Source organism: Bradyrhizobium sp. 138, from assembly GCF_023074075.1.
In the GTDB taxonomy this organism is placed as follows: Bacteria; Pseudomonadota; Alphaproteobacteria; order Rhizobiales; family Xanthobacteraceae; genus Bradyrhizobium.
Genome location: NZ_JADPKT010000029.1, coordinates 96,891 through 123,015 on the forward strand (window position 1 = coordinate 96,891; position 26,125 = coordinate 123,015).

At 65.2% G+C, this 26,125-nt stretch carries 19 protein-coding genes; 13 read left to right on the forward strand and 6 right to left on the reverse strand.

Going from position 1 to position 26,125, the window contains the following annotated elements:
- Nucleotides 1–8: 8 nt before the first annotated feature.
- Both mobA and fdhD read right to left on the reverse strand, forming a co-directional pair.
- Complete coding sequence (gene mobA / locus IVA79_RS14880) at nt 9–680, reverse strand: molybdenum cofactor guanylyltransferase MobA (RefSeq protein WP_247553908.1); 672 nt, start codon at nt 678–680, stop codon at nt 9–11.
- Entirely contained in the window at nt 667–1,557 is an 891-nt protein-coding gene (fdhD, locus tag IVA79_RS14885; protein WP_247553910.1) for a formate dehydrogenase accessory sulfurtransferase FdhD, read from the reverse strand. The genes mobA and fdhD overlap by 14 nt, the downstream gene beginning before the upstream one ends.
- Before the next feature lie 209 nt (nt 1,558–1,766).
- Between fdhD and mobB the strand changes: the two genes are divergently transcribed.
- The 10 genes from mobB (at nt 1,767) to IVA79_RS14935 (ending at nt 15,925) form a co-directional block, all read left to right on the forward strand.
- Nucleotides 1,767–2,294, forward strand: a complete 528-nt coding sequence (mobB, locus tag IVA79_RS14890) for a molybdopterin-guanine dinucleotide biosynthesis protein B (RefSeq protein ID WP_247553912.1) — start codon at nt 1,767–1,769, stop codon at nt 2,292–2,294.
- Nucleotides 2,295–2,303: 9 nt separating this feature from the next.
- The gene (gene glp / locus IVA79_RS14895) at nt 2,304–3,560 is read left to right on the forward strand and encodes a gephyrin-like molybdotransferase Glp (protein ID WP_247553914.1); all 1,257 of its coding nucleotides are present in this window, start codon (nt 2,304–2,306) and stop codon (nt 3,558–3,560) included.
- Between the two features lie 45 nt (nt 3,561–3,605).
- Complete coding sequence (locus IVA79_RS14900; RefSeq protein ID WP_028142272.1) at nt 3,606–3,839, forward strand: sulfurtransferase TusA family protein; 234 nt, start codon at nt 3,606–3,608, stop codon at nt 3,837–3,839.
- 121 nt (nt 3,840–3,960) lie between these two features.
- Nucleotides 3,961–5,394 carry a sigma-54 dependent transcriptional regulator gene (locus tag IVA79_RS14905; protein WP_247553915.1) on the forward strand — a complete coding sequence of 478 codons (1,434 nt, stop codon included), beginning with the start codon at nt 3,961–3,963 and terminating at the stop codon, nt 5,392–5,394.
- Nucleotides 5,387–7,411: a cache domain-containing protein gene (locus IVA79_RS14910; protein ID WP_247553916.1), complete on the forward strand. Its 2,025-nt coding sequence runs from the start codon at nt 5,387–5,389 to the stop codon at nt 7,409–7,411. The genes IVA79_RS14905 and IVA79_RS14910 overlap by 8 nt, the downstream gene beginning before the upstream one ends.
- A 342-nt stretch (nt 7,412–7,753) precedes the next feature.
- Nucleotides 7,754–9,406: an OFA family MFS transporter gene (locus IVA79_RS14915; protein WP_247553917.1), complete on the forward strand. Its 1,653-nt coding sequence runs from the start codon at nt 7,754–7,756 to the stop codon at nt 9,404–9,406.
- A gap of 298 nt (nt 9,407–9,704) precedes the next feature.
- Complete coding sequence (locus IVA79_RS14920) at nt 9,705–11,408, forward strand: NADH-ubiquinone oxidoreductase-F iron-sulfur binding region domain-containing protein (protein WP_247553918.1); 1,704 nt, start codon at nt 9,705–9,707, stop codon at nt 11,406–11,408.
- Nucleotides 11,405–14,173 carry a formate dehydrogenase subunit alpha gene (fdhF, locus tag IVA79_RS14925; protein WP_247553919.1) on the forward strand — a complete coding sequence of 923 codons (2,769 nt, stop codon included), beginning with the start codon at nt 11,405–11,407 and terminating at the stop codon, nt 14,171–14,173. Before IVA79_RS14920 ends, fdhF begins: the two co-directional genes overlap by 4 nt.
- A 174-nt stretch (nt 14,174–14,347) precedes the next feature.
- Nucleotides 14,348–14,821: a Cys-tRNA(Pro) deacylase gene (gene ybaK, locus IVA79_RS14930; protein ID WP_247553920.1), complete on the forward strand. Its 474-nt coding sequence runs from the start codon at nt 14,348–14,350 to the stop codon at nt 14,819–14,821.
- Between the two features lie 18 nt (nt 14,822–14,839).
- A complete protein-coding gene (locus IVA79_RS14935) occupies nt 14,840–15,925 on the forward strand; it encodes a HupE/UreJ family protein (RefSeq protein WP_247553921.1) in 1,086 nt (361 codons plus the stop codon).
- 8 nt (nt 15,926–15,933) lie between these two features.
- On the opposite strand, the gene IVA79_RS14940 is transcribed toward IVA79_RS14935, so the two are convergent.
- Entirely contained in the window at nt 15,934–16,629 is a 696-nt protein-coding gene (locus IVA79_RS14940; protein WP_247553922.1) for a GntR family transcriptional regulator, read from the reverse strand.
- Nucleotides 16,630–16,783: 154 nt separating this feature from the next.
- Here IVA79_RS14940 and tcuA point away from each other — a divergent pair, with 154 nt between their 5' ends.
- Nucleotides 16,784–18,175, forward strand: coding sequence for an FAD-dependent tricarballylate dehydrogenase TcuA (tcuA, locus tag IVA79_RS14945; protein ID WP_247553923.1), 1,392 nt, complete (start codon nt 16,784–16,786; stop codon nt 18,173–18,175).
- Entirely contained in the window at nt 18,162–19,262 is a 1,101-nt protein-coding gene (gene tcuB / locus IVA79_RS14950) for a tricarballylate utilization 4Fe-4S protein TcuB (protein ID WP_247553924.1), read from the forward strand. Before tcuA ends, tcuB begins: the two co-directional genes overlap by 14 nt.
- A 36-nt stretch (nt 19,263–19,298) precedes the next feature.
- Here tcuB and IVA79_RS14955 read toward each other — a convergent pair whose 3' ends face one another.
- Together IVA79_RS14955 and IVA79_RS36950 are read right to left on the reverse strand one after the other, a co-directional pair.
- Nucleotides 19,299–22,703: an acyl-[ACP]--phospholipid O-acyltransferase gene (locus tag IVA79_RS14955; protein ID WP_247553926.1), complete on the reverse strand. Its 3,405-nt coding sequence runs from the start codon at nt 22,701–22,703 to the stop codon at nt 19,299–19,301.
- A 360-nt stretch (nt 22,704–23,063) separates the two neighbouring features.
- Entirely contained in the window at nt 23,064–23,330 is a 267-nt protein-coding gene (locus tag IVA79_RS36950) for a hypothetical protein (protein ID WP_346658176.1), read from the reverse strand.
- A 51-nt stretch (nt 23,331–23,381) separates the two neighbouring features.
- Here IVA79_RS36950 and IVA79_RS14960 point away from each other — a divergent pair, with 51 nt between their 5' ends.
- Nucleotides 23,382–24,017 (forward strand): TetR/AcrR family transcriptional regulator, encoded by a 636-nt coding sequence (locus IVA79_RS14960; RefSeq protein WP_247554047.1) that lies wholly within the window; start codon nt 23,382–23,384, stop codon nt 24,015–24,017.
- 10 nt (nt 24,018–24,027) lie between these two features.
- On the opposite strand, the gene IVA79_RS14965 is transcribed toward IVA79_RS14960, so the two are convergent.
- Nucleotides 24,028–26,118 (reverse strand): autotransporter domain-containing protein, encoded by a 2,091-nt coding sequence (locus tag IVA79_RS14965; RefSeq protein ID WP_247553928.1) that lies wholly within the window; start codon nt 26,116–26,118, stop codon nt 24,028–24,030.
- Nucleotides 26,119–26,125 lie beyond the last annotated feature (7 nt).

Sequence of the window (26,125 nt, forward strand, 5' to 3'; positions counted from 1 at the left end):
GGATCGGTTCAACGGCCCCTGAACCCGCTTCGGGCCGCGTCATCCAGTGCCGCCAGCCGCTCGGCCTCGGCGATGTCCTCGACCGTGTTGGCATTGAAGAACGGATCGAGCGGTTCGGCCGGCCACGTCACCGTCTCGAGCGGATAGCGTGCGGTCCAGCGGTCGATCTTGCGAAGGTCCTCGTCCACCAGGGCGTGGCGCAGCTCGTTGCGCAAGGCGACGCGCCACAGGCCGATCACCGGATGCGGCTGGTGGCCTGATGCGGCGACGGCGAGCTGCGCGTTCTCGCGGCTCCGCGCATCATGCAGGCGGGCAACCAGATCGCGCGGCAGAAACGGGCAATCGCCGGCGGCGCTGAGCACCCACTCGATCTCTGGCCGGTTCGCCGCAGTCCAGTCCAGCGCAGCGAGGATGCCGGCGAGCGGGCCGGGAAAGCCGGGTACATCGTCGGGGACGACCTGCAGGCCGAAGGAAGCGAAACGCGCGGGATCTCCGTTCGCATTGAGGATCAGCCCGCTGCACTGGGGCGAAAGGCGCGCGATGACGCGCTCCAGAATGGTGCGGCCGCCGATGGTACGCATCGGCTTGTCGCCGCCGCCCATGCGGCGAGCGAGACCGCCGGCGAGCAGCACACCAAGAGTCGGCGGAATACTCGTGGCCGGAAAACTAGTCGTCACCACCTTCACCCTTGCGCTTATGCTTGGCCGATTCCTCCTCGACGTAGGCGAGGTCCTGGTCGTAGACGATGCGCTCCTCGCCCGCGAGGACGATGAAGCGCTTGCCGCGGGTGCGGCCAACCAGCGTCAGCCCGACCTGCCTTGCGAGATCGACGCCCCAGGCGGTGAAGCCGGAGCGCGACACCAGGATCGGAATGCCCATGCGGACCGTCTTGATCACCATCTCCGAGGTGAGACGCCCCGTGGTATAGAGAATCTTGTCGGAGGCATCGACGCCGTGGCGGTACATCCAGCCCGCGATCTTGTCGACCGCGTTGTGGCGGCCGACGTCCTCGGTGTAGCAGAGCGGGGTGCCCTCCTTGCACAGCACGCAGCCGTGGATCGCGCCGGCCTCGAGATAGAGCGAGGGCATGGTGTTGATGGTCTGCGTCATCTGGTAGAGCCAGGACGTGCGCAGCTCCGCCTTCGGCAGCGCGACGCTCTCGACGGCTTCCAGCAAGTCGCCGAAGGCGGTGCCCTGGGCGCAGCCGGAGGTCTGCGTGCGCTTCTTCAGCTTGGCTTCGAAATTGGTGTGGTGTGAGGTGCGCACCACCACCACCTGGAGATCGTCGTCGTATTCGACCTCGGTGACCGCGTCATTATATTTCAGCATGTTCTGGTTCAGCAGATAGCCGAGCGCCAGATACTCCGGATAGTCGCCGATCGTCATCATGGTGACGATCTCCTGGGCATTCAGGTAGAGCGTCAGCGGCCGCTCCATCGGCACCTTGATCTCGACCCTGGCGCCGGTCTGGTCGGTGCCGGTCACGCTCTCGGTCAGGCGCGGGTCGTCCGTGTCTGGGACGATCAGGGGTACGGAAGCCTTGTCGATTTTCATCATGGTCGCGAGGTTAGCATGACATTCGGCTCAAGCCGATATAAGCATGCGCTGGAGAGAACGAAATGCCTCGGTTCGTCATTGCGAGCGCAGCGAAGCAATCCAGTCTGCCACTGCGGATATAGTTCTGGATTGCTTCGCTGCGCTCGCAATGACGGGGAGAGGCCGGAGGTTCCATCGGCGAGCGAGCCATTGGCGGAGATCGAACGTTTATGAAAGTCATCGGCCTTGCGGGCTGGAGCGGTGCGGGCAAGACCACGCTGTTGACGCGGCTGATACCGTATTTCAACGCGCAGGGCCTGCGCGTCTCCGTCATCAAGCATGCGCATCACCAGTTCGACGTTGACGTGCCCGGCAAGGATTCCTGGCGGCATCGCGAGGCCGGCGCGGCCGAGGTGCTGGTGGCGTCGTCAAACCGCTGGGCCCTGATGCACGAGCTGCGCGGCGCCGCGGAGCCGCGTCTGCCGGAACTATTGAGTAAGTTGTCCGCAGTCGATCTCGTCGTGGTCGAGGGCTTCAAGCGCGAGCCGCACCGCAAGATCGAGGTGCATCGCGCGGCGAACGGCAAGCCGCTGCTGTTTCCCGACGATCCCGGGATTGCCGGGATCGCGACCGACACCGCCATTGACACTCGGCTGCCGACTGTCCATCTCGACGATATCGAGGGCGCGGCGGCGCTGCTGCTGCACGCGGCGATGCCGGTCGAGGAAGTGGTGGCGAAGAGCGCCGCGATACGCTGACGAGGCACCATGGCGCAACTGTCGGACGATTGCTTTGCCTTCGGCGGCCCGATGATGACGGTCGACGAGGCCGTTGGTCTCATCACGACGCGCGTCAACGCGATCGCGGATCTGGAAACGGTGGCGCTCACCGATGCAGACGGACGCGTGCTGGCGCGCGACGTGGCGGCGCCGCTGCCGCTGCCGCCCTTCACCAACTCGGCCGTCGACGGCTACGCCGTGCGCAGCGCCGATCTCCCTGATGGCGCGGAGCAGGCGTTGCCGCTCGACGGCCGCATCCAGGCCGGCGGGCTTGCGCAGGCGCCGATCAAGCCTGGCCATACCGCGCGCATCTTCACGGGCGCGCCGATGCCGCCGGGTGCGGAGACTGTCTTCATGCAGGAAGATGTCCGCATCGACGCCGCCGGCAGGATCGTGCTGCCGCCTGGGCTGAAGCCCGGCGCCAATGTCCGTCCCGCAGGCGAGGACATTCCGCAAGGTCACGTCGCGCTCCGCGGCGGCCAGCGCTTGCGGCCGCAGCATGTCGCCCTTGCCGCCGCGTTCGGCCTGACAAGGCTCGACGTGGTCAGGCGCATTCGCGTCGCTGTATTCTCGACCGGTGACGAGCTGGCCTCCCCCGGCGAGTCGCGCGCGCCCTCGCAGCTGTTCGATTCCAACCGCTTCATGCTGATGGCGATGCTGCGCCGCCTCGGCTGCGAGGTCAGCGATCTCGGCATTCTGCGCGACGAGCGTGCCTCGCTCGCGAATGGCTTGAAGCAGGTTGCAGGTCGCCACGATTTGATCCTCACCACCGGCGGCGTCTCGACCGGAGAGGAGGACCACGTCAAGGCCGCGGTCGAGAGCATCGGCTCGCTGGTGCTGTGGCGGATGGCGATCAAGCCCGGCCGGCCGGTGGCGATGGGCATCATCGACGGCACGCCGCTGATCGGATTGCCCGGCAATCCCGTCGCGAGTTTCGTCACGTTCGTCCATGTGGTGCGGCCGACGGTGCTGGCGCTGGCGGGTGGCTTGCCGGAGCCGCTGACGCCGATCCCGTTGCGCGCGGCGTTTACTTACAAGAAGAAGGCGGGCCGGCGTGAATATGTGCGCGTCTCCTTGCGACGCGGAGAGGACGGCGCGCTCGAGGCAATCAAGTTTCCGCGCGAGGGAGCGGGGCTGTTGTCTTCGCTGGTCGAGACCGACGGCCTGGTCGAACTCGGTGAGAGCATCACGGGCGTCGAGCCGGGACAGAGCGTAGGTTTCTTGTCCTATGCCGATCTGCTCTAGGGGCCTTGCGTTGACGCCATCGCTTCGTCCCGCCATGTTGCGCCCATGACCAGAACGACGCTCGATCTCACCGGACTGAAATGCCCGCTGCCCGCCCTCAAGACGCGCAAGGCGCTGAAGCCTTTGCAGCCGGGTGATCAGCTCGAAGTTCACTGCACCGATCCCTTGTCGGTGATTGACATTCCGAACTTGATTCGCGAGACCGGCGACAAGGTCGAGATCACCGAGCGCAACGAGGCGCGCATCGTGTTCTTGGTCGAAAAGAGCGACGCCCCGTAGAAAGGCGAATATTCACGGCGGCGACGTTTGACTATGTTGCGCCGGGGACGGCCGGAGTTTCGCTGCAACGCGAAGGGCGCCGATTATTGCGGTGGATGATCTCTAACCTAAGACATCGGGCATGACTTTCTCAACATCGAGGGCAAGCGCAGCCGCAAATCCCGCGGCGGGCCGCGAGCCTGCCGTCAAGCCCGGCAAGACGGCTGCAGGGCCGGAGTTCAGCGCGCTGGCACAGGCCTCCATCCTGATCGTCGACGACGAGCCGGGCATGCGGAACTTCCTGGTGCGCACGCTTGGGCCGCGCTGCAAGCTGGTGGACGAGGCGGCCGATACCGATCAGGCCTCGCGCAAGCTCGATTCCAACCGCTACGACGTCGTCATTCTCGATAACATCATGCCCGGCAAGAATGGCGTCGATTGGCTCGCCGAGCAGCGCGCCGTCGGCTTTTTCGCCGACGCCATCCTGATCACAGCCTATGCAGACCTCGACACCGCGATCCAGGCGCTGCGCGCCGGTGCGGCCGATTTCGTCCTCAAGCCGTTCCGCTCCAACCAGATCCTCAACGCGGTGGCGCGATGCCTCGATCGTGTCCGCCTCCAGCGCGAGAACTATGTCCTGCGCTATGCTTTGCGTGCCTCGTCCGACCGCACCTTTCTGCGCGACAATCTGATTGGACAGTCGGCAGCGACGCTGCGCGTACGTGAGACCATCGCACGCGTCGCGCGCCTGCCGACCTCGGTTCTGCTCACCGGCGAATCCGGCACCGGCAAGGAAGTGGCCGCGCGCTCGATCCACTCGCTGTCCGACCGCGCCGACAAGCCGTTCGTGCCCGTGAATTGCGCGGCGATCCCGCCCGAGATGATCGAGGCCGAGCTGTTCGGGCACATCAAGGGCGCCTTCACCGGCGCCGATTCGGGGCGCGAGGGTCTGTTTCTTTATGCGCATGGCGGCACGCTGTTCCTCGACGAGATCGGGGAGCTGCCGTTGCCGATGCAGAGCAAGCTGCTCCGCGTGCTCGAAGACCGCCGCGTCCGCCCCGTTGGCTCCGAGCGTGAAGTTCCGGTCGACCTGCGCTTCATCTTCGCGACCAATGCCGAGCTTCAGAAGGAGGTCGAGAGGGGCCGTTTCCGAGCCGATCTGTTCTACCGGCTCAACGTCATGCAGATTCGCCTGCCACTCCTGAAGGATCGCGGCGACGACGTGCAGGAGCTTGCCGCCATCTTCATGAGCAAGCTGTCGGTTCAGCTCGGCATGCCGCCGGTGCCGATCGACGCCTCGGTGCGGGCGGCGCTCGCGAGCTACGACTGGCCGGGCAATGTGCGCGAGCTGCGCAATTTGATCGAGCGCACGTTGATCCTCGGCGCCTTCCCCGACGATTTCGCCGGTCCCCGCAACGACGGTCAGTCGGCGCCTGCCGACAGCCTCGCGGAGCTCGAGCGCCGTCACATTCTTGGCGTGCTGAAGGAGGTCAACGGCAATCGCGAGGAGGCGGCTCGGCGCCTCGGTATCTCGCGCAAGACCATCGACCGCAAATGCGCGTTGTGGGATGTCTGATGCCGCGGGCCGCAGCGGCGAGCTCGTGCGGAGACGCTCCGTCCGCTTCCGGCTGCTCGCGATCGCGTTGCTGCCGATGCTGGTCATCCTGCCGCTGCTGCTCGGCGTTGCGATCTACCGCTGGAACGCGAAATTCGACGCGACCTTGATCTCCAAGGTGAACGGCGATCTCACCATCGCCCACCAATATCTCGCCCGCATCCTGGAGAAGACCGGCGTCCAGCTCAGGGCGCTCGGCCTGTCGGCTCGATTCCACGAGGTGCTGGCACAGGATGCGCGCGGCTCCTTGCGGGATCTGCTCGACGAGACCCGCAAGGAAATCGGTCTGGATTTCCTGTATCTGACCAACGATCGCGGCGATGTCCTGGCCTCATCGCCGCCGCTGCAGCATCAACCGAGAAACGACTGGCCGATCATCATGTCGGCGCTGTCGGGCGAGGTCCCTGCAACGGGCGTCGACATTTTCGGCAATGACGAGCTCGCCGCAATTTCGCCGGCGCTGGCCGAGCGCGCGCGACTGGACCTCGTGCAGACGCCGAACGCGTTGCCGACCGACCGCAGCACGGAGACGCGCGGAATGGTGGTGCATGCGGCGAGCCGGGCGATGCTGCCTGACGGCGGCGCCGCTGCGCTGGTCGGCGGCACGCTGCTCAACCAGAATCTCGAATTCATCGATACGATCAACGATCTCGTCTATCGCGCGGCGAGCCTGCCGGAAGGCAGCCAGGGCACCGCGACGCTGTTCCTGGACGACGTGCGGATATCGACCAACGTCCGTCTGTTCGAGGGACGCCGCGCGCTCGGCACGCGCGTCTCGGCGGCGGTGCGCTCGGCCGTGCTGGGCGAGGGGCGCACCTGGCTCGACCGCGCTTTCGTGGTCAATGACTGGTACATCTCCGCCTACGAGCCATTGGTCGACAGTTACGGCAAGCGGGTCGGCATGCTCTATGTCGGCTTTCTGGAGAAGCCGTTCAGCGAAGCCAAATACCAGACTTTGGTGATCATCGTCGCGGCCTTCATCATCATCACCGGCGCGACCGTACCGATCTTCCTGCGCTGGGCGAGCTCCATTTTCATGCCGCTGGAGCGCGTCACGGCGACCATCACCGAAGTGGAGCGCGGCAACCTCTCCGCTCGTACCAAGATGCCGGTGCTGGGTGACGAGATCGGCCGCGTCGCAGTCCATCTCGATAGCCTGCTCGACCAGATCCAGGAACGCGACCGGCAGCTCCGGGAGTGGAATGAGGAACTGAACGTCCGCGTGCGGGAGCGCACGCGGGACCTCGAGCACGCCAATCTCAAGCTCGAGGCGACCACCAAGCAGCTCATCATGTCCGAGAAGCTGGCTGCGATCGGCGAGATCACCGCCGGCGTAGCGCACGAGATCAACAATCCGATCGCGGTGATGCAGGGCAATCTCGACGTCATCCGCAGCGTGTTCGGGGCCGATGCCGACAAGGCGAAGGTCGAGTTTCGCCTGCTCGACGAGCAGATTGACCGCATCAGCCAGATCGTGACCAAGCTGTTGCAGTTTGCAAGGCCGGAGGAATATGCCGGCTATGTCGAGCGCCATGCACCGGCAAGCATCATCTCCGACTGCCTGCCGCTGGTGCAGCATCTTCTGAACAAGACCGAGATCGCCGTCGTCAGGGACGACCGCGCCGACAGGCTCGTGCTGATGAACCGCAACGAACTGCAGCAGGTGCTCGTCAATCTCATCGTCAACGCGATCCACGCCATGCCGGACGGCGGAACCCTGATGCTCCGCTCCTTCGATGCCGAGCGCGACGGCCATCAGGGCGTCGCCATCGAGGTCACTGATTCCGGCATCGGGATGAGCACTGAGGTGATCGAAAAGATATTCGATCCCTTCTACACCACCAAACGGCGGCAAGGGACCGGGCTCGGCCTCTCCATCAGCCAGACGCTGATCAAGCGCCAGGGCGGACAGATCTCGGCCGAAAGCCACCTCGGTTCCGGCAGTACATTCACGGTGTGGCTCCCGGAAGCGACCTGATTGGACATTTTGTCCGAAGGGCTCAGGACATTCTGTCCGGCGTGGCACATTGCACTGCGGGAAGTCATTGAATCATCACGATGCGACTTCTGGCACGCGCATTGCTCATCTCAAGACAGGGTGTTGAGGGGGATGAGGGCGCGATAGCCGTCGCTGCAATGCTGCTTGCGGAGTGAAGGGGATATCACACGCGATCAGCTGCTTGCTTGGCGCGCATGACGCGATGCGCGCCAGACGATTCCACTTCGACATGAAGTCCGACCTGTCATGCGCGGCTGCCAAGCACGCACGCCCGGTCTCAAACCGATGTGCCGGCAAGGCCGCGCTTGGGAGGTAATGCTTATGTCGACTGCTGACACTGTTCTTGCACCGGTTGGTGCTCCCGGCTTCCTCGATCGTGAACGCACGATCGCGACGGCCGGTTTCAATCGCTGGCTGGTGCCGCCGGCGGCGCTGTGCATCCATCTGTGCATCGGCATGGCCTACGGCTTCTCGGTGTTCTGGCTGCCGCTGTCGCGCGCGATCGGCATCACGGCGCCGAAGGCCTGCCCGGACATGTCGCTGTGGCAGGAGCTGTTCACGACCAGCTGCGACTGGAAGGTCGCCAGCATGGGATGGATGTACACCCTGTTCTTCGTGCTGCTCGGTATCGCGGCTGCGGTCTGGGGCGGCTGGCTGGAGCGCGTCGGCCCGCGCAAGGCGGGCTTCGTCTCGGCGCTCTGCTGGTGCGGCGGTCTCTTCCTCGGTGCGATCGGAGTTTACACCCATCAGCTCTGGCTGTTGTGGCTGGGTTCGGGCGTGATCGGCGGCATCGGCCTCGGCCTCGGCTACATCTCGCCGGTGTCGACGCTCGTGAAATGGTTCCCAGATCGCCGCGGCATGGCGACCGGCATGGCCATCATGGGCTTCGGCGGCGGCGCCATGATCGGCGCGCCACTGGCGAACCTGCTGATGAACCACTTCAAGAGCCCGAGCTCGGTCGGCGTCTGGGAGACCTTCGTCGCGATGGGCGTCATCTACTTCGTGTTCATGATGATCGGCGCGTTTCGCTATCGTCTGCCGCCGCCCGGCTGGCAGCCCGAGGGCTGGACCCCGCCGGCCAAGGCCAACGCGATGATCTCGAAGAACAACGTCCATCTCAACGATGCGCACAAGACGCCGCAATTCTGGCTGATCTGGTGGGTGCTGTGCCTGAACGTGTCGGCCGGCATCGGCGTGATCGGCATGGCCTCGCCCATGCTGCAGGAGATCTTCGGCGGCAAGCTGATCGGCCTGCCGGATGTCGGCTTCAACGCGCTCGATGCCGGGCAGAAGGCCCAGATCGCGGCGATCGCCGCGGGCTTTGCCGGATTGTTGTCGCTGTTCAACATCGGCGGCCGCTTCTTCTGGGCCTCGCTGTCGGACAAGATCGGACGCAAGAACACCTACTACACGTTCTTCATCCTCGGCATCGTGCTCTACGCGCTGGCGCCGACGTTTGCCGCGATCGGCTCGAAGCTGCTGTTCGTGGTGGGCTTCGGCATCATCCTGTCGATGTATGGCGGCGGGTTCGCCACGGTGCCGGCTTATCTGGCCGACATGTTCGGCACCCAATTCGTCGGCGCCATCCACGGCCGGCTGCTGACGGCGTGGTCGACAGCGGGCATCATCGGCCCCGTCGTGGTCAACTACATCCGCGAGTTCCAGCTCGCGGCCGGCGTGCCGCGCGACCAGCTCTACAACACCACCATGTACATCCTGTGTGCGATGCTGGTCGCGGGCCTGATCTGCAACTATTTGATCAAGCCGGTGGATTCGAAGTGGCACATGAAGGACGCCGATGTCGCCAAGTTGCAGGCGGCGAGCGCCAGCGCTGCAGCCGCGGGGCCGCACGGCTCCTACGGCATCGGCTTTGGCGGGCTCGACGCCAAGGCGGCGCTGTTCTGGGCCTTCGTCGGCGTTCCCCTGGCTTGGGGTGTGTGGAAGACGCTGGAGAGCGCGGTCAAGATCTTCTAATCGCACATTCATCGCGAGCGGGAGCGCATCAAGGCCGCGCTCCCGCCGCTCATGCGATTGCCTCAATACGACTTCGCTATCGCAGCATGGGACGCCTTTATTGATCTCCAGACCAATTCAGGCTTCGTTCTATTGGTCGGCGCGTTGGACGAACGCATGGCCGTGTCCGGGCGGCATTCTCCAGGATTTGCCTACGGCCGCCCTTAACTGCTTCCGCGAGCATGATAAATCTCTTGGCATCTGGCATGCCAAGAGCTAGAACCAGAGCCGTTCTAAAAGACGAGATCGAGACGAATCGATGAGCCACGACGTGCACAAGGTCCGCCCATTCGAGCATCCGGGCGAGGGGCGCCGGCGCGCCAAGGCGACGCCCAAGGGGCGCCAGGTCGACCCGATCGCCGGGCACGAGATCGAGCTGCTGCTCGGCGACAGGCCGCGGCGGCGCGATTTCTTGATCGAATATCTGCACCTGATCCAGGACAAGTATCATCAGATCTCGGCTGCGCATCTGGCTGCGCTTGCCGACGAGATGAAGCTCGCCTTCGCCGAAGTGTTCGAGACCGCGACCTTTTACGCGCATTTCGACGTGGTGAAGGAGGGCGAGCCCGACATCGCCCCGCTCACGATCCGCGTCTGCGATTCGCTGACCTGCGCGATGCTCGGCGGCGAGAAGCTGCTCCAGGATCTGCAGAGCGCGTCGGGTCCCGGCATCCGCGTGGTGCGCGCGCCCTGCGTCGGTCGTTGTGATACCGCGCCTGCTGCCGAGGTCGGCCACAATTTCGTCGACCACGCCACCGTCGCCAATGTGATGGCGGCCGCCAAGGCCGGCGACACCCATGCGCATCTGCCCGACTATGTCGGCTATGAGGCCTATGTCGCCGGCGGCGGCTATAAGCTGCTAGGTCGCCTGCGCTCCGGCGAGCTGTCGAAGGATGACCTTCTGAAGTCGCTCGACGACGCTTCGCTGCGCGGCCTCGGCGGCGCCGGCTTCCCGACAGGACGCAAATGGCGCGCGGTGCTCGGCGAGCCCGGCCCGCGGCTGATGGCGATCAACGGCGACGAGGGCGAGCCCGGCACGTTCAAGGATCGCTATTATCTGGAAACGGATCCGCACCGCTTCATCGAGGGCATGCTGATCGGCGCGCATGTCGTGCAGGCGAGCGACGTCTACATCTATCTGCGCGACGAATATCCGGCCTCGCGCGAGATCCTGGAGCGCGAGATCGCAAAGCTGCCGCCGGGCGGCCCGACGCTGCACATGCGCCGTGGCGCCGGCGCTTACATCTGCGGCGAGGAATCCTCGCTGCTGGAGAGCATCGAAGGCAAGCGCGGCCTGCCGCGGCACAAGCCGCCATATCCGTTCCAGGTCGGCCTGTTCGGCCTGCCGACGCTGATCAACAACATCGAGACGCTGTGGTGGGTGCGCGACATCGTCGAGAAGGGCGCCGACTGGTGGAAAGGCCATGGCCGTCATGAGCGCCACGGCCTGCGCAGCTTCTCGGTCTCGGGCCGCGTCAAGAAACCCGGCATGAAGCTCGCTGCCGCGGGCATCACCGTGCGCGAGCTGATCAATGAGTATTGCGGCGGCATGGCCGATGGCCATCAGTTCTACGCGTACCTGCCGGGGGGGGCGTCCGGCGGCATCTTGCCGGCGTCGATGGACGACATCCCGCTCGATTTCGGCACGCTGGAGAAATATGGCTGCTTCATCGGCTCGGCCGCGATCGTGATCCTGTCGCAAAAGGACAGCGTGCGCGCAGCGGCGCTGAACCTGATGAAATTCTTCGAGGACGAGAGCTGCGGCCAGTGCACGCCGTGCCGCGTCGGCACCCAGAAGGCGGCGCAGCTGATGCAGAAGCCGGTCTGGAACCGGGCCTTGCTGGAAGAATTGAGCCAGGCGATGCGCGATGCCTCGATCTGCGGGCTCGGGCAGGCGGCATCGAATCCGCTCAGCTCCGTGATTAAATATTTCCCTGACGAGTTCAAGGAAGCGGCGGAATGACCAAGATTACGTTCGAACTCGACGGCAAGCAGGTCGAGGCCAAACCCGGCGAGACCATCTGGCAAGTTGCAAAGCGCCAGGGCCGCGACATTCCGCATCTGTGCTATTCGCCGGCGCCCGACTATCGCCCCGACGGCAATTGCCGTGCCTGTATGGTCGAGATCGAGGGCGAGCGCGTGCTCGCGGCGTCCTGCAAGCGCACGCCGTCCGTCGGCATGAAGGTCAAGACCGAGTCGGCTCGCGCAACTGCCGCGCAGAAGATGGTGATGGAGCTGCTCGTCGCCGACCAGCCGGCGCGCGAGACCAGCCACGATCCGGATTCGAAATTCTGGCACTGGGCTGAGACGACCGGCGTTACCGAGAGCCGCTTCCCCGCCGCCGAGCGCTGGGCGACCGACGCCAGCCACCCGGCGATGCGCGTCAATCTCGATGCCTGCATCCAGTGCGGCCTCTGCGTGCGCGCCTGCCGCGAGGTCCAGGTCAATGACGTCATCGGCATGGCCTATCGCAATCATGGCTCGAAGATCGTGTTCGACTTCGACGATCCCATGGGCGAGTCCACCTGCGTCGCCTGCGGTGAATGCGTGCAGGCCTGCCCGACCGGCGCGCTGATGCCGGCCGTGATGCTCGACGACAAGCAGACTCGCGTCACTTACGCCGACAAAAAGGTCGATTCGCTCTGCCCATTCTGCGGCGTCGGCTGCCAGGTGACCTATGAGGTCAAGGACGAGAAGGTGATCTATGCCGAGGGCCGCGACGGCCCCGCCAATCACAATCGTCTCTGCGTCAAGGGCCGCTTCGGTTTCGACTACATCCACCATCCGCATCGCCTGACCAAGCCGCTGGTGCGGCTGCCGAACGCAAAGAAGGATGCCAACGACCAGGTCGATCCGGCCAACCCGTTCACCCATTTCCGCGAAGCGAGCTGGGAAGAAGCGCTCGACATCGCCGCCAAGGGCCTCGTCAAGATCCGCGACGAGAAGGGCGTGAAGGCGCTGGCGGGCTTCGGCTCGGCCAAGGGCTCGAACGAAGAGGCCTATCTGTTCCAGAAGCTGGTGCGCACCGGATTCGGCTCGAACAATGTCGACCATTGCACCCGGCTGTGCCACGCCTCCTCGGTCGCAGCCTTGTTCGAGGGCCTGAGCTCGGGCGCCGTGTCGGCACCGTTCTCCGCGGCGATGGATGCCGAGGTCATCGTCGTGATCGGCGCCAATCCGACCGTGAACCATCCGGTCGCCGCGACCTTTATCAAGAACGCGGTCAAGCAGAACGGCGCAAAACTGTTCGTGATGGATCCGCGCCGGCAGTCGCTGTCGCGTCATGCGACCAAGCATCTGCAGTTCAAGCCCGGCTCCGACGTCGCGATGCTGAACGCGATGATCAACACGATCATCACCGAGGGCCTGACCGACGACCAGTACATCGCCGGCTACACCGAAGGCTTCGAGGACCTCAAGGAGAAGATCAAGGAGTTCACGCCGGAGAAGATGGAGCCGATCTGCGGCGTCCCGGCGCAGACCCTGCGCGAAGTGGCGCGAACCTATGCGCGGGCAAAATCGTCGATCATCTTCTGGGGCATGGGCATCAGCCAGCACGTCCACGGTACCGACAATGCGCGCTGCCTGATCGCGCTGGCGCTGATCACCGGTCAGGTCGGCCGCCCCGGCACCGGCCTGCATCCGCTGCGCGGCCAGAACAACGTGCAAGGCGCCTCCGATGCCGGCCTGATCCCGATGTTCCTGCCGGACTATCAGCCGGTCGGCCGCGACGATCTGCGCGGCAGCTTCGAAAAGCTCTGGCAGCAGGATCTCGATCCCGTCCGCGGCCTGACCGTGGTCGAGATCATGAACGCGATCCATGCCGGCGAGATCAAGGGCATGTATATCGAGGGCGAGAATCCCGCGATGTCGGACCCCGACCTCCAGCATGCGCGCCATGCGCTCGCGATGCTCGATCATCTCGTGGTGCAGGATCTCTTCGTCACCGAGACCGCGTTCCACGCTGACGTGATCCTGCCGGCCTCGGCGTTCGCCGAGAAGGACGGCTCCTTCACCAACACCGATCGCCGCGTCCAGCTCGCGCGCCAGGTGATCAAGCCGCCGGGCGATGCGCGTCAGGATCTCTGGATCATCCAGGAGATCGGCAAGCGCATGGGCCTGCCGTGGAATTATGCCGGTCCCGGCGATGTCTTCACCGAGATGGCAGAGCTGATGCCGTCGCTGAAGAACATCACTTGGGAGCGGCTGGTGCGCGAAGGCGCGGTGACCTATCCCGTCGACGATCCGAACAAGCCCGGCAACGAGATCATCTTCACCACGGGCTTTCCGACCGCGAGCGGCCGCGGCAAGATCGTGCCGGCCAAGGTCATCCCGCCGGACGAGATTCCCGACGCCGAATATCCGATGGTGCTCTCGACCGGCCGCGTGCTGGAGCACTGGCACACCGGCTCGATGACCCGCCGCGCCCAGGTGCTCGACCAGATCGAACCCGAGGCGGTCGCGTTCATGTCGCCAAAGGACATGCGCAAGAAGAAGCTCACACCCGGCGATTTCATTCGCCTGGAGACCCGCCGCGGCGCGGTCGAGGTCAAGGTTCGCTCCGACCGCGACGTACCGGAGAACATGGTGTTCATGCCGTTCTGCTACGCGGAGGCGGCGGCGAATCTATTGACCAATCCGGCGCTCGATCCGTTCGGCAAGATCCCGGAATTCAAGTTCTGCGCGGCCAGAGCCGAGCGCGCCGAAATGAGGGACGCGGCGGAGTAGGGGTTCCTGTGGTTGTGGCGCTCATCTGTGCCGCACCGTCATTGCGAGCCAACGGGTCCGCGCAAAGCGCGGCCCGATGACAGGCTCCGCGAAGCAATCCAGGCTTTCTCTGCGGAGGGACTCTGGATTGCTTGTCGCTTGCGCTCCTCGCAATGACGGCGCAGAGATACGCGCATGTCCAAAGTCACCCCCGCCACCCGTGCGCTCGAAGCCGCCGGTATTGCCTTCACCGTCCATGCCTACGACTACGATCCTGACGCCGAGAGCATCGGCCTGCAGGCCGCCGCCGCGCTCGGCGAGGACCCGGCGCGTGTCCTCAAGACACTGATGGCGCTGGTGGACGGCAAGTCAGTCTGTGTGATCGTGCCGTCCGACCAGGAAGTGTCGATGAAGAAGCTCGCGGCGGCCGCGAGCGGCAAGTCGGCGCAGATGATGAAGCCGCCGGAGGCCGAGCGCGTCACAGGCTACAAGGTCGGCGGCATCAGCCCGTTCGGGCAGCGCAAGCAGGTACCGACCGTGATCGAACAGAGCGTGCTCGCGCATGATCTCGTCTATCTCAATGGCGGCCAGCGCGGATTGCAGGTGCGGCTGAGGCCGGCTGATGTGAAGGACGTCTTGAAGGCGGTCGTGGCGGATGTGCTGGCGTGACGGCAATGGGGTGAGACCATGAGGCAGCCGCGGCTGCTGTGGCTTGCGGTTCTGCTCGGGCTCGGCTTTCCGGCTGAGGCGCATCAGGTCAACCTCGTCACGGCACGCGTGGCGCTAAGCCCCGATCGCAGGGTGAGCGTCGAGCTCGGATTGAAGGGCAGCGATGTCGATCGCCTGATCGGCACGAAAACTTATGATGCGAGACAGGACGCGGTCGATCCCGCGGCGGTCGCAGCGGCCAGATCCGCACTCCTCGCCTATATGAGCACCCACCTGGCCGTAACAGGCGGCGCCAGGGCCTGCCTGGCCGGAGATGCAGCGATCCTGGCCGACGGCGACGGCATCGTCTATCGCAACAGCTTTGCCTGCGTCGGCACCGCCGGCGACATCAACTATCGCTCCACCGTGCTGACCGAGAAGGATCCGGCCGCGCGCCAAGTCGTGCTGATTGCACAGGGCAGGTCGGAGGTGCAGGCCTTGCTCGACGCCGGCAATACGACGGTCACGCTCTCAACCGCGCCGCCGCCGCTGCGGTCGACGATGCAGCGCTATCTCCTCGCCGGCGTCGAGCACATCTTCCTCGGCTACGATCATATCGCATTCCTGATTGCCGTGGTGCTGTGGGCGAGACGGCTCGTTCCCGTTGTCAAGATCGTGACGGCCTTCACCATCGCCCATTCGATGACCTTGTCGCTGGCCGCTCTGGACCTCCTCGTCATCCCGAGCCGCATTGTGGAGCCTGCGATCGCGGCCTCGATCGTCTTCGTGGCCGTGGAGAACTTCTTCTCGCGCGATGTCGACAGGCGCTGGCGCGTGGCCTTTCTGTTCGGACTGATCCACGGCTTCGGCTTCGCCGGAGCGCTTCGCGAGATCGGCCTGCCGCCGAACGCAGCGGTGCCGGCGCTCGCCGCTTTCAACATCGGCGTGGAGATCGGGCAGGTCGCGATCGTCGTGGTCGCGCTGCCGGCGCTCGGCCTCCTGGACCGGCTGACCACGACGGACCGGACCGAGCCGGTGAGGGCGGCGGGCTTGGTCTACATGGTGTCGGGGGTCATCAGCCTGCTCGGCGGCTATTGGCTGCTCGCGCGCATCTTCGAGGCTTGAGCGGCAGCCTACTGTCTTTGCAACAACTTGAGCCGGCAGCGCAACGCCTCGCGAATGTGCGCGCGCGCGAGCTGCTCCGCCTTGTCGCCGTCGCGTGCGGCGATGGCGTCGATGATGGCCTGATGCTCGTCGTGGCTGGTTGAGGGGCGGCCCGATACGGTGAAGGTGGTCGGGCCGAGCAGGGCGATCCAGTCCTGCAATTCCCGCGAAGCGTTGTCGAGATAGCGGTTGCGCGCGGCGCGGCAGATCGCCTCGTGGAAGGCGCGGTTGAGCCTTGCCCTCTCTCTTGCCATCTCGGCTGCGTCGGTTTCCGACGTCTCGACAAAAGCCTGCTCGATATCCCTGACAGCGTCGATCTCCGGCGGTGACGCGTGCTCGGCGGCAAGGCGCGCGGCGGCGCCTTCCATGATCTCGCGCATGGCGTAGAGCTCGAGCACCTCGGAGATGTCGAGATTGCGCACGATCAGCCCGCGGCCGCCGGCGGGGGCGACGAAACCGCGCGCTGCAAGGCGGCCCAGCGCTTCGCGAACCGGTGTGCGGCTGACCTTCAGCCGCTGCGCGACCTCCTCCTCGCGCAGGCGGTCGCCGGCGCGGTAGCTGCCGGCCTGGAGTGCTTCGCACAGCGAGCGGAACACCGCCTCGCCGAGCGCTAAGCCGGCGCCACGCGCGATCGATCCACCTATCTTTGCCGGGCGTCTGGCCATGTTCCCTCGAAGCAATGCGTATCCCTGCCCATGCAGAGATGACGCTTGCACAGCTTCTGTATATCTTTGTATACAAAAGTACGCAATGACGGCGTGGTTGATCGGGGCTGCCGGCAGCAGAATGCCTCCAACTTCGTCGCATCGGATGGACGGCATGAGTAGCAAGTACGATGTCCTGGTGATCGGCGGCGGCAACGCGGCGCTGTGCGCGGCGATCGCGGCGCGGCGCGGCGGAGCGTCGGTGCTGGTGCTGGAGGGCGCGCCAAAATTCTATCGCGGCGGCAACACCCGGCACACCCGCAACATGCGCTGCGCCCATGACGCCGCCACCGAAATCCTGACCGGTCCCTACACCGAGGAGGAATTCTGGGAGGACCTGCTGCGCGTCACCGGCGGGCAGACCGACGAGGTGCTGGCGCGCCACATGATCCGCGAGTCCAAGGACATTCTGAACTGGATCGTGGAGCAGGGTGTGCGCTGGCAGCCATCGCTGGGCGGCACGCTGAGCCTTGGCCGCACCAACTCCTTCTTCCTCGGTGGCGGCCGCGCAATGCTGAACGCACTTTATCTCACCGCCGAGCGGCTCGGCGTCGAGGTCGCATACGATGCCGAGGTCACCGATCTCGTGATCGAGGATGGCATGTTCCTTGCCGCGCGCCTGAAGCGGCCGATCGACGGAGAGACCGAGATCCGAGCGACCTCGCTGGTCGCGGCGGCCGGCGGGTTCGAGGCCAACATCGAATGGCTCAAGCAATATTGGGGCGAGGCCGCCGACAATTTCCTGATCCGCGGCACGCCGTATAACCGCGGCTCGATCCTGAAGATGCTGCTCGACAAGGGCGTTCAGAAGGTCGGCGATCCCACCCAGTGCCATGCGGTCGCGATCGACGCCCGCGCGCCGAAATTCGACGGCGGCATCATCACCCGCCACGATTCGGTGGTGTTCGGAATCGTCGTCAACAAGCACGCGCAGCGCTTCTATGACGAGGGCGAGGACATCTGGCCGAAGCGATACGCGATCTGGGGCCGGCTGGTTGCTGCGCAGCCCGACCAGATCGCCTACATCATCTTTGACTCGACCGTTGTCACCAGCTTCATGCCGACGCTGTTCCCGCCGATCGCCGGGCAGACCGTGGCTGAGCTCGCCGGCAAGCTCGAGCTCGATCCGGCCGCACTGGAAAAGACCATCACCGAATTCAATGCCGCGGTGCTATCAGGCACGTTCGATCACACCATTCTGGACGATTGTCGCACCGAGGGCATCACGCCACCCAAGACGCATTGGGCGCGCAAAATCGAGACGCCGCCTTATCTCGCTTATCCGGTGCGGCCCGGCATCACCTTCACCTATCTCGGCACGCGCGTAACCAGGGAGGCGCGGATGCTGATGGCTGACGGGAAGCCGTCGGCCAACATGTTCGCGGCCGGCGAGATCATGGCCGGCAACGTGCTCGGCAAGGGCTATGCGGCCGGCATGGGTATGACCATCGGCAGCGTGTTCGGGCGGATCGCAGGACGGGAAGCGGCGAAACATGCACGGAACTAGGATATTGGACGAGGCCGACCGGCTGATGACGGTCTGCAATTCCTGTCGCTATTGCGAGGGATTGTGCGCGGTGTTTCCGGCGATGGAGATGCGCCGCGCCTTCTCCGACGGCGACCTCAACTATCTCGCCAATCTTTGCCATGCCTGCGGCGCCTGCTACGTCGACTGCCAATTCTCGCCGCCGCATGAGTTCAACGTCAACGTCCCGCAGACGCTGGCAGTAGCGCGCGCCGAATCCTACGCGGCCTATGCCTGGCCGCAGGCGATGTCCGGCGCCTTTGCACGCAACGGTCTCGTCATCAGCATCGTCGCCGCGCTCAGCATGGCGGCCTTCATCCTCGGCTTCGCCGTCTTGAACGACCGCGACGTTTTGTTTGGCGTGCACACCGGCCCCGGCGCCTTTTACAAGCTGATGCCACACAACGCGATGGCCACATTGTTCAGCGCTGCATTCCTCTATGCCGTGCTTGCGCTGGTCATGAGCGTGCGCGCCTTCTGGCGCGATATCGGTCCGGCCGTCGGCGGCCGCGCCGACGGCGGCTCGATCCTTCAGGCGATCCGCGATGCCGGCGAGCTGCGCTATCTCCATGGCGGCGGTGTGGGCTGCTACAATGAGGACGACAAGCCGACCGACCGGCGCAAGCTCTATCACCACCTGACGTTCTACGGCTTCCTGCTCTGCTTTGCCGCGACCTCGGTCGCAACTCTGTATCACTATCTGCTCGGCCGCGAGGCGCCGTATCCGTGGTGGGACCTGCCGGTGGTGCTGGGCACGCTCGGCGGCATCGGTCTGATCGTCGGGCCGATCGGCCTGTTCATGGCCAGGACGCGACGCGATCCCGCGCTGCTCGATGAGTTCAGCTACGGCATGGACGTCGGCTTCATCGCCATGCTGTTCCTGACCGGTCTCACCGGCATGGCACTTCTGCTCCTGCGCGAGACCTCTGCAATGGGGCCTCTGCTGGCGCTGCATCTCGGCGCGGTGTTCGCGCTGTTCGTCACCATGCCTTACGGCAAGTTCGTGCACGGCATCTACCGCTTCGCGGCGCTGGTGCGTTACGCGCAGGAGCGGCGGACGGCGGCGTGACCCGCGCACCCCCCGTCTCCGGGCCCGGTGAACCTCCTACGCCACCTCGCGCTCCGGCGAGGCCGCCTGCTCGCGCGCCATCGTCGTTGCGGTGACATAGTCGGTCTTGCCGGTGCCGAGCAGCGGCACCTTGTCGACCACCATGATCGCGGCGGGAACGGTCAGCTCGGACGCGCCGATCGTCTTGGCCTGACCCTGCATGGCGCTGCGCTCGGCGTTCTTCTCGGTCGTCAGCAGCACGATGCGCTCGCCCTTGCGCGGGTCCGGGATCGAGACGGCGACCGATGCGGCCTGGGGCCACAGCGCCGTCGCGATGCTCTCGACCGCCGACAGCGAGACCATTTCGCCTGCGATCTTGGCAAAGCGCTTGGCGCGGCCCTTGATGGTGATGAAGCCGGCTGCGTCGATCGCGACGATGTCGCCGGTGTCGTGCCAGCCCTCGGCGAGCGGCTCGAGCACGCCGGGATTTTCAGCCCTGAGGTAACCGAGCATCACGTTCGGGCCGCGCACCGAGAGGCGTCCGCCTTCCTCGATGCCGGGGACCGGATCGAGCCTGCTTTCCATCAGCGGCGACAGGCGGCCGACGGTGCCGGGACGATTGGCCATCGGCGTGTTCATCGCCAGCACCGGTGCGGTCTCGGTGACGCCGTAGCCTTCGAGGATGCGGATGCCGTAGCGCTCCATGAACACCTGCCGTGTCCGGTCCTTGACCGCTTCGGCGCCGGCGATCACCAGGCGCAGGGTACGGAAGTCGTAGGCATGCGCCGAGCGGGCGTAGCCGGTGAGGAACGTATCGGTGCCGAACAGGATCGTCGCGCCGGTCTGGTAGATCAGCTCCGGCACGATCCGGTAGTGCAGCGGGGAGGGATACATGTAGATCGGAATGCCCGCCAGCAGCGGCATCATCATTCCGCCGGTGAGCCCGAAGGAATGGAACACCGGCAGCACGTTGAACACCTTGTCGTTGGCGTTGGCGTCGACCCGCGCCAGCGCCTGCGCCGCGTTGGCGAGGATGTTGCGATGGGACAGCACCACGCCCTTGGGCGTGCCTTCCGAGCCCGAGGTGAACAGCACCACGGCCGGATCGTTGGCTTGGCGGGTGACGCGCGGCGTCGTGCCTGCGAGCAGGCCCTTGATCTTGTCGGCGATGCCGATCGAAGCGCGGACGTCCTCGAGATAGACGACACGCGCCTCGGCGGAGATCGCGGTCATCAGCTTGTCGAGCTTGCCTTTCTCGATGAAGGCCTTCGAGGTCAGCACGGTCTTGACCTGCGCGGCCTTCATGGCGGCGAGGACGTTGACCGGACCGGCCGAGAAGTTGAGCATCGCCGGCACCCGGCCGATGTTCTGCAGCGCCATGAAGACGACGGCGACGCCTGCGGAGTTCGGCAGCAGCACGCCGACATTCTCGCCGACGGCGGTGCCGCTCTCGAGCTTGCGGCTCAGGACCTGCGCGCCGAGGATCAGCTTGCGATAAGTCAGCTTGGTGCCGAGCGCGTCCTCGATGATGACCTTGCCGGTATCGCGGTCGCGATAGGCATGTCCGAGCGCCTCGAACAGCGAGTGATCGAGCATCGCGTTCTTGACCATCGCATCGATCATCACGTCCTGGAGCGCGGCGCCCGCGGCGTTGCGGCGTGTCTTGCCTTTCAGGGCCGCATCGACCGGCAGCTTGACCGGCGGCAGGATCGTGACCGTCACCCGCGGAAACCACGAGCGCTTGATCTGGCTGGAGTTGAGGTAGCTGAGATGAGAGCGCTGCGCGCCCTCGATGCGGACCGGCACGACCACGGCATCGGCCTTGTCCGCGATCATCGCGGTGCCGTCATAGACCTTCATCAGCGATCCCGAGACGGTGATGCGCCCTTCCGGGAAGATCACGACGGGTTCGCCCGCGGCGACCAGCTTGATCAGGTCGCGTGCAGCCAGCGGCTTGCTCGGGTCCATGGTGTAGTGCTTGACCACGCGCAGGAACGGCTTGGCCCACCAGGCCTTGGCGATGCCCGTATCGACCGCGAAGCTGGCGTCGATCGGCAGCACGGCGTGCAGCAGCGGACCGTCGATCAGGCTGACATGGTTCGGCGCGATCAGCATGCGGGTGCCGGCAGGCGGCAGATTCTCAAGCCCGCGGATTTCGGTGCGGAACAGCGCACGGAACAGCAGCCCGCCGAAATCGCGCACGCCTTCCTTGCCCCACTTGGTCAGCACGAACCACACTGCGCCGAAGCTGGCGACGCCGAGGCCGAAGAAGATCCAGCCGATATGGAGGCCAGCCGCCTGCAGCAACGCGACGAACAGCGAGCCAACCACCATGAAGGCGGCCTGCAGCACATTGCCGGCGGCGATGATGCGGGCGCGTTCCGATGGCGCCGACCAGGCTTGGACAGCCGCAAAGGACGGCACGACAAACAAGCCGCCACCGAAGGCGAAGGCGACGAAGTCGATCAGCATGCGCAGGCCGGCGAACGACGTCGCGAAACCGGCCGCGCTGATGTCCTGCCCCTTGGCGGTCACGCCGATGGCCCAGGCGAGATCGAGGCCGGAAAACCCCATGATGATGGCGCCGATCGGGACCAGCGCGAGGTTCGGACGAACGTGGCTCAGGCTGGCGGCGAACAGCGAGCCGATGGCGATGCCGATCGCGAAGATCGCAAGGCACAGCGTCACCACGCCCTCGGTGCCGCCGACGACATCCTTGACCAGCGCCGGCAGTAGCGACAGCACGATGGCGCCGACCAGCCAGAACCAGGAGACGATGACGGTGCCGTCCCACAGCCGGTGGTCGGCATGCAGCGTCCTGAGCAGGCTCAGCGTCGAGGTCCAGGGGTTGGCGTTGACGGGCAGATCGGGCGCGGACGGCGTCGTCTGCGGAATGCGGGCGGCGAAGGCCCAGGACAACAGCGCCAGCACGACCACGGCGGATGCGACCCAGCCCATATGCGCGGACCCCGCCACGAACTGGCCGCCGGCGACGGTGCCGAGCAGGATGGCCATGAAGGTTGCGCCTTCGACCAGCGCGTTGCCGGTCGCGAGCTCGCCGAGCTCGAGCTGATCCGGCAACATGGCGTATTTCACGGGGCCGAACAGGGCGGCGATGGTGCCGAACAGTGCGAGCGCTGCGAACAGCAGCGGCACCGAATGCAGGAAGAAGCCGGCGGCGGCAAAGCCGGCTGCGAAGATCTCGGCGAATTTGAGCCGCCTTGCGACGACGGATTTGACGTATTTGTCGGCGAGCTGGCCGCCGAGCCCGGACAGGATGAAATAGGGGAAAATGAAGACAGCGCCGGCCACCGTCACCAGGGCATCGCCGTGGCCGGTCGCGGCACTGTAAAGCAGGATGATGACGAGCGCGTTCTTGAGCACGTTGTCATTGAGCGCCGAGAAAAATTGCGCCCAGAACAGCGGCGCAAAGCGGCGTGACGACATCAATTCCCTGATCATGACTAGTCCTGTTTTGGAAAGGCAGCCTGAGGTTCGTTACGTTGTCTGTGAAGCGTCACGACCGGAAGAGTATCGGACGAACGATTGCAGGGTGGACGGTCGCCGGCCTGCTTTGTCCCCCTCGATCCCTCCGATCCTGTTGGTCTCCAAGTGGTCTCGTTAGGTTCGCAAATATCTGGTCGCGGCCAGTCTCTTGGTCGGAATAGCCGCGGTTAACGGGATATCGCGTGGGGCGATGAGGAAAAGCTGAACCGCATCGCCAGGACCCGCGAGATCGGCTGCGAAAGTCGGGAGATGGTAATTCCTTCCTTGCAACCGGGTCTTGCATTCGAGCCGATCGGAACGCGCCGGATGCGCGCCTCAGGTGAGATGGGCGAGGTGGCGAAAGGGCGAGAGACGGCCGAGCAGGCTGAACCGGCGGCCCTCTTGACGCGCACGGGCGCGGCTCGCCCGCCACATCCGGAAGGTCGCGCGCCGCTCAGTGAGCACGCCGGCGATGTCGCAGGCATTGGCGATGCGATCGATCGGGGCCATGGCGAACCGCAGCAGGGCCCGGCTAAAGCCGGTCACGAGGGCAGCGGCGTCATCGACGAAGGTGGTGGCGATATTAACAGCGAGGGTTTGCATTTTGCAGATCTCCGGGTTAATTTGAACAATGTTCACATGAGTAGCTCCAAAATGAACAATGTTCAAGAAGAATCGTTGCGAGACCGGAAAAAAAATCGGCGCCGACTCCAGATCCTGGAGATCGCCCGCAGCATTATCGCGACTAAAGGGCTGAAATCATTGAAGGTTCGTGATGTTGCCGAAGCCGCAGGCTGTTCCGTCGGCAGCGTCTATAACGAGTTCGGCGACTTCGACGGAGTGATCCTGACCGTCAATCGCGAGACCGTTCAGGCCCTCACGGCCCGACTCGGTGGGGTTCCGGCCGAGGACCCCGTTCGCCAGCTCTACGGGCTTGCCGCGACCTATCTCGACTTCTTCGCCGAGCACGCCAATCTGCTGCGCTCGCTGTTCGAGCATCGGATGGAGGACGACCGTCCTTATCCCGATGACATCCTGCAGATGGTGATGGATGCCTTCGCGCTGATGCATGCGCCGCTGGTGCGGCTATTGCCGGACGCGGATGACGTGAAGATCGCGCTGCTGTCGCGCACCTTGTTCTCTGCCGTCCACGGAATCATCTCGCTCGGTCTCGAGGAGCGCATGGTGGCGGTGCCGCCGCAGATGCTGCGCCAGCAGGTCGAACAATTTGTCGACACCCATCTCGCGGGCCTCGGCATTTTGCCGGGGGGCGCACGGCCATCTCGATGAGGTGCCGCCGCTACCAGGCGTATCGCAGGCTCGCGGTGCCGGAATAAGTGGTGCTGCGGGCCGCGAACTCGCTGTCGAATTTGGCCGACAGCGCAATGCCGTTCGAAAACTTCAGATCGGCGCCGGCAGATGCGAGCGCGGCGTCTTTCGCCGGCGTCGCGCCATTGACGATGAAGCTCGCGCCGGGCAGCGCCTGGAACGCGGCATTGAGCACCGGGTCGCTCACCCAATCATGTGCCCAGGCCGCGCGGCCGCGTAACGTCAGGACCGCATTCGGCGAGACCAGCGTCGTCCGATCGAAGCGCGCGCCAAGTTCGCTTCGGGTGTCGGAGGCCGTGCGTCCCCGATAGGTCAGGCCGAAGCCGCTGCCGGCCAGATCCGTCTCGCTATAAGTCGGGGTACGAAGCGCCTGCGCCTGCGCTGCCGCGTATGGCGTGAGGCCACCGATCGGCGTCGCGAAGCGATAGCCGCCCTCGATGCGGCCGCCGACGGTTTGCGCGTCGAACTTCGCGGTGAGCTGGTTGCCGAACGGTGCGAAGCGGTCTGTCGACATCCAATGATTGGCCACGGCGAGCGAGGCGGCGAAATAGGCCGGGCCTGTGCGGACCGCGGTATAGACGCCGGCCTGTATCGCCTCGCTCTTGCCGCCACCGATCGCCTGCGCGAGGTCCCATCTGGTGCCGCCGCCGGAGAGCGCAAAGCCGACGATCGCGTCGCGGCTGAAATGATAGTCGGCGCCGGCCGCGACCCCGCCAGCGCGCGCGCTGAGGTCGTGGCTGCCGATCACGACCGGATCGCCGCTGGTGCGGTTGGTGCCGCCGAACGCCGCGCCCCAGGCCGTCCAGCGCTCCGCAAAGGCCGGTGCTTTCGCAGGCGGCGCACCTAGCACCTTGTTGTAGGCGAGGGCGATATCCGCAGGCAGCGCGGTGCGCTCGGGGTTGAAGCCGAGCGCCGTGTCGCCCGGCCCAGTACCTGGGCCGCCGCGTCGGCTCACGAACGGATCGAGCATGAGGCCGAGGAACTGGCTCGTGAACTGGAAGGCGCCCTGCTGCGCGCCGGTGGCAGCTTCGCCCGAGAGCTGGTCCAGATTGTAACGGAGCTGGGCATCGCTCTGGCCAGCGAACGAGGACAGGAAGGGCAGGTTGGGGCCGAATGCGCTCAGCGCGCCGGCGACAGCCTTCTGGTTCTGCGTCTGGGCGACGGTGGAGAAGGCAGCCGTGTTGTAGTTGAGTGTCAGGAAGACAGAGAACCCGTCATAGCTGAGGGCGGAGGTGAAGAACTGCGGATTATATCCGCTGATCGTTACGCTTGCGAAGGATCCGGTGAGGCCCGTCGTCGTGCTGAGGATCGTATATTGCGTCGATGCGCTGTAGGCGCCGGCAAGCGTGGTGACGGCGACGGTGCCGCCGTTCAACGTCGCGCTTACGGCGGCAATCTTGTCGGATTGTCCTGCCGCGTTGACGGAGATCGCGTAGGTCGAGCCGGCGTTGAACGTGGTATTGCCGTAGACAACGAGCGAACCGAAGCTGCCGGGTGCGACCCTGCCGCCCGACAGCACGGTGAGATCGCCGATGGCGCCGTTGCCACCGAGGGTGCCGCCGCTGACCGTCGTTGCAACATTGGGCATCGTGCCGTTGACGATGAGGTTGCCGGCCTGGATATTCATGGTCCCCGCATCTGGCGTCGTGCCGGTCAGCGTCCAGGTCGAGCTTCCCGTCTTTTCCAGGGCCTCGAATTCCCGGAACTGCAAGCCCGCGCCGAATGTGTCGAGGTCGAACGTGCCATTGGCCGTTCCACCCAAGCGCAGCGTGTCCGTTCCGTTGCCGCCCAGGACCCAGCCCGTGATGTTCGATCCGGCGCGGAGTTCGAAGACGTCGCTGCCGTCCTTGAGATCGACGGCCGTGCTGGCGCCGGTCAAGATCGTGCCGGAATTGATGACGATATCCTGATTGGCCGAACCGAGGATTGCGCCGCCCGAAGCACTTGAGACCGTGCCTGCGTTGTTGATGGTGTTGCCGTCGCCGGCGCTGTTGAGGTCGATGGCCGCGCTACTGCCGGAAAAGACGAGGCCGCCCGACAGGATGTTCACCTGATTGTTCATCGCCCCG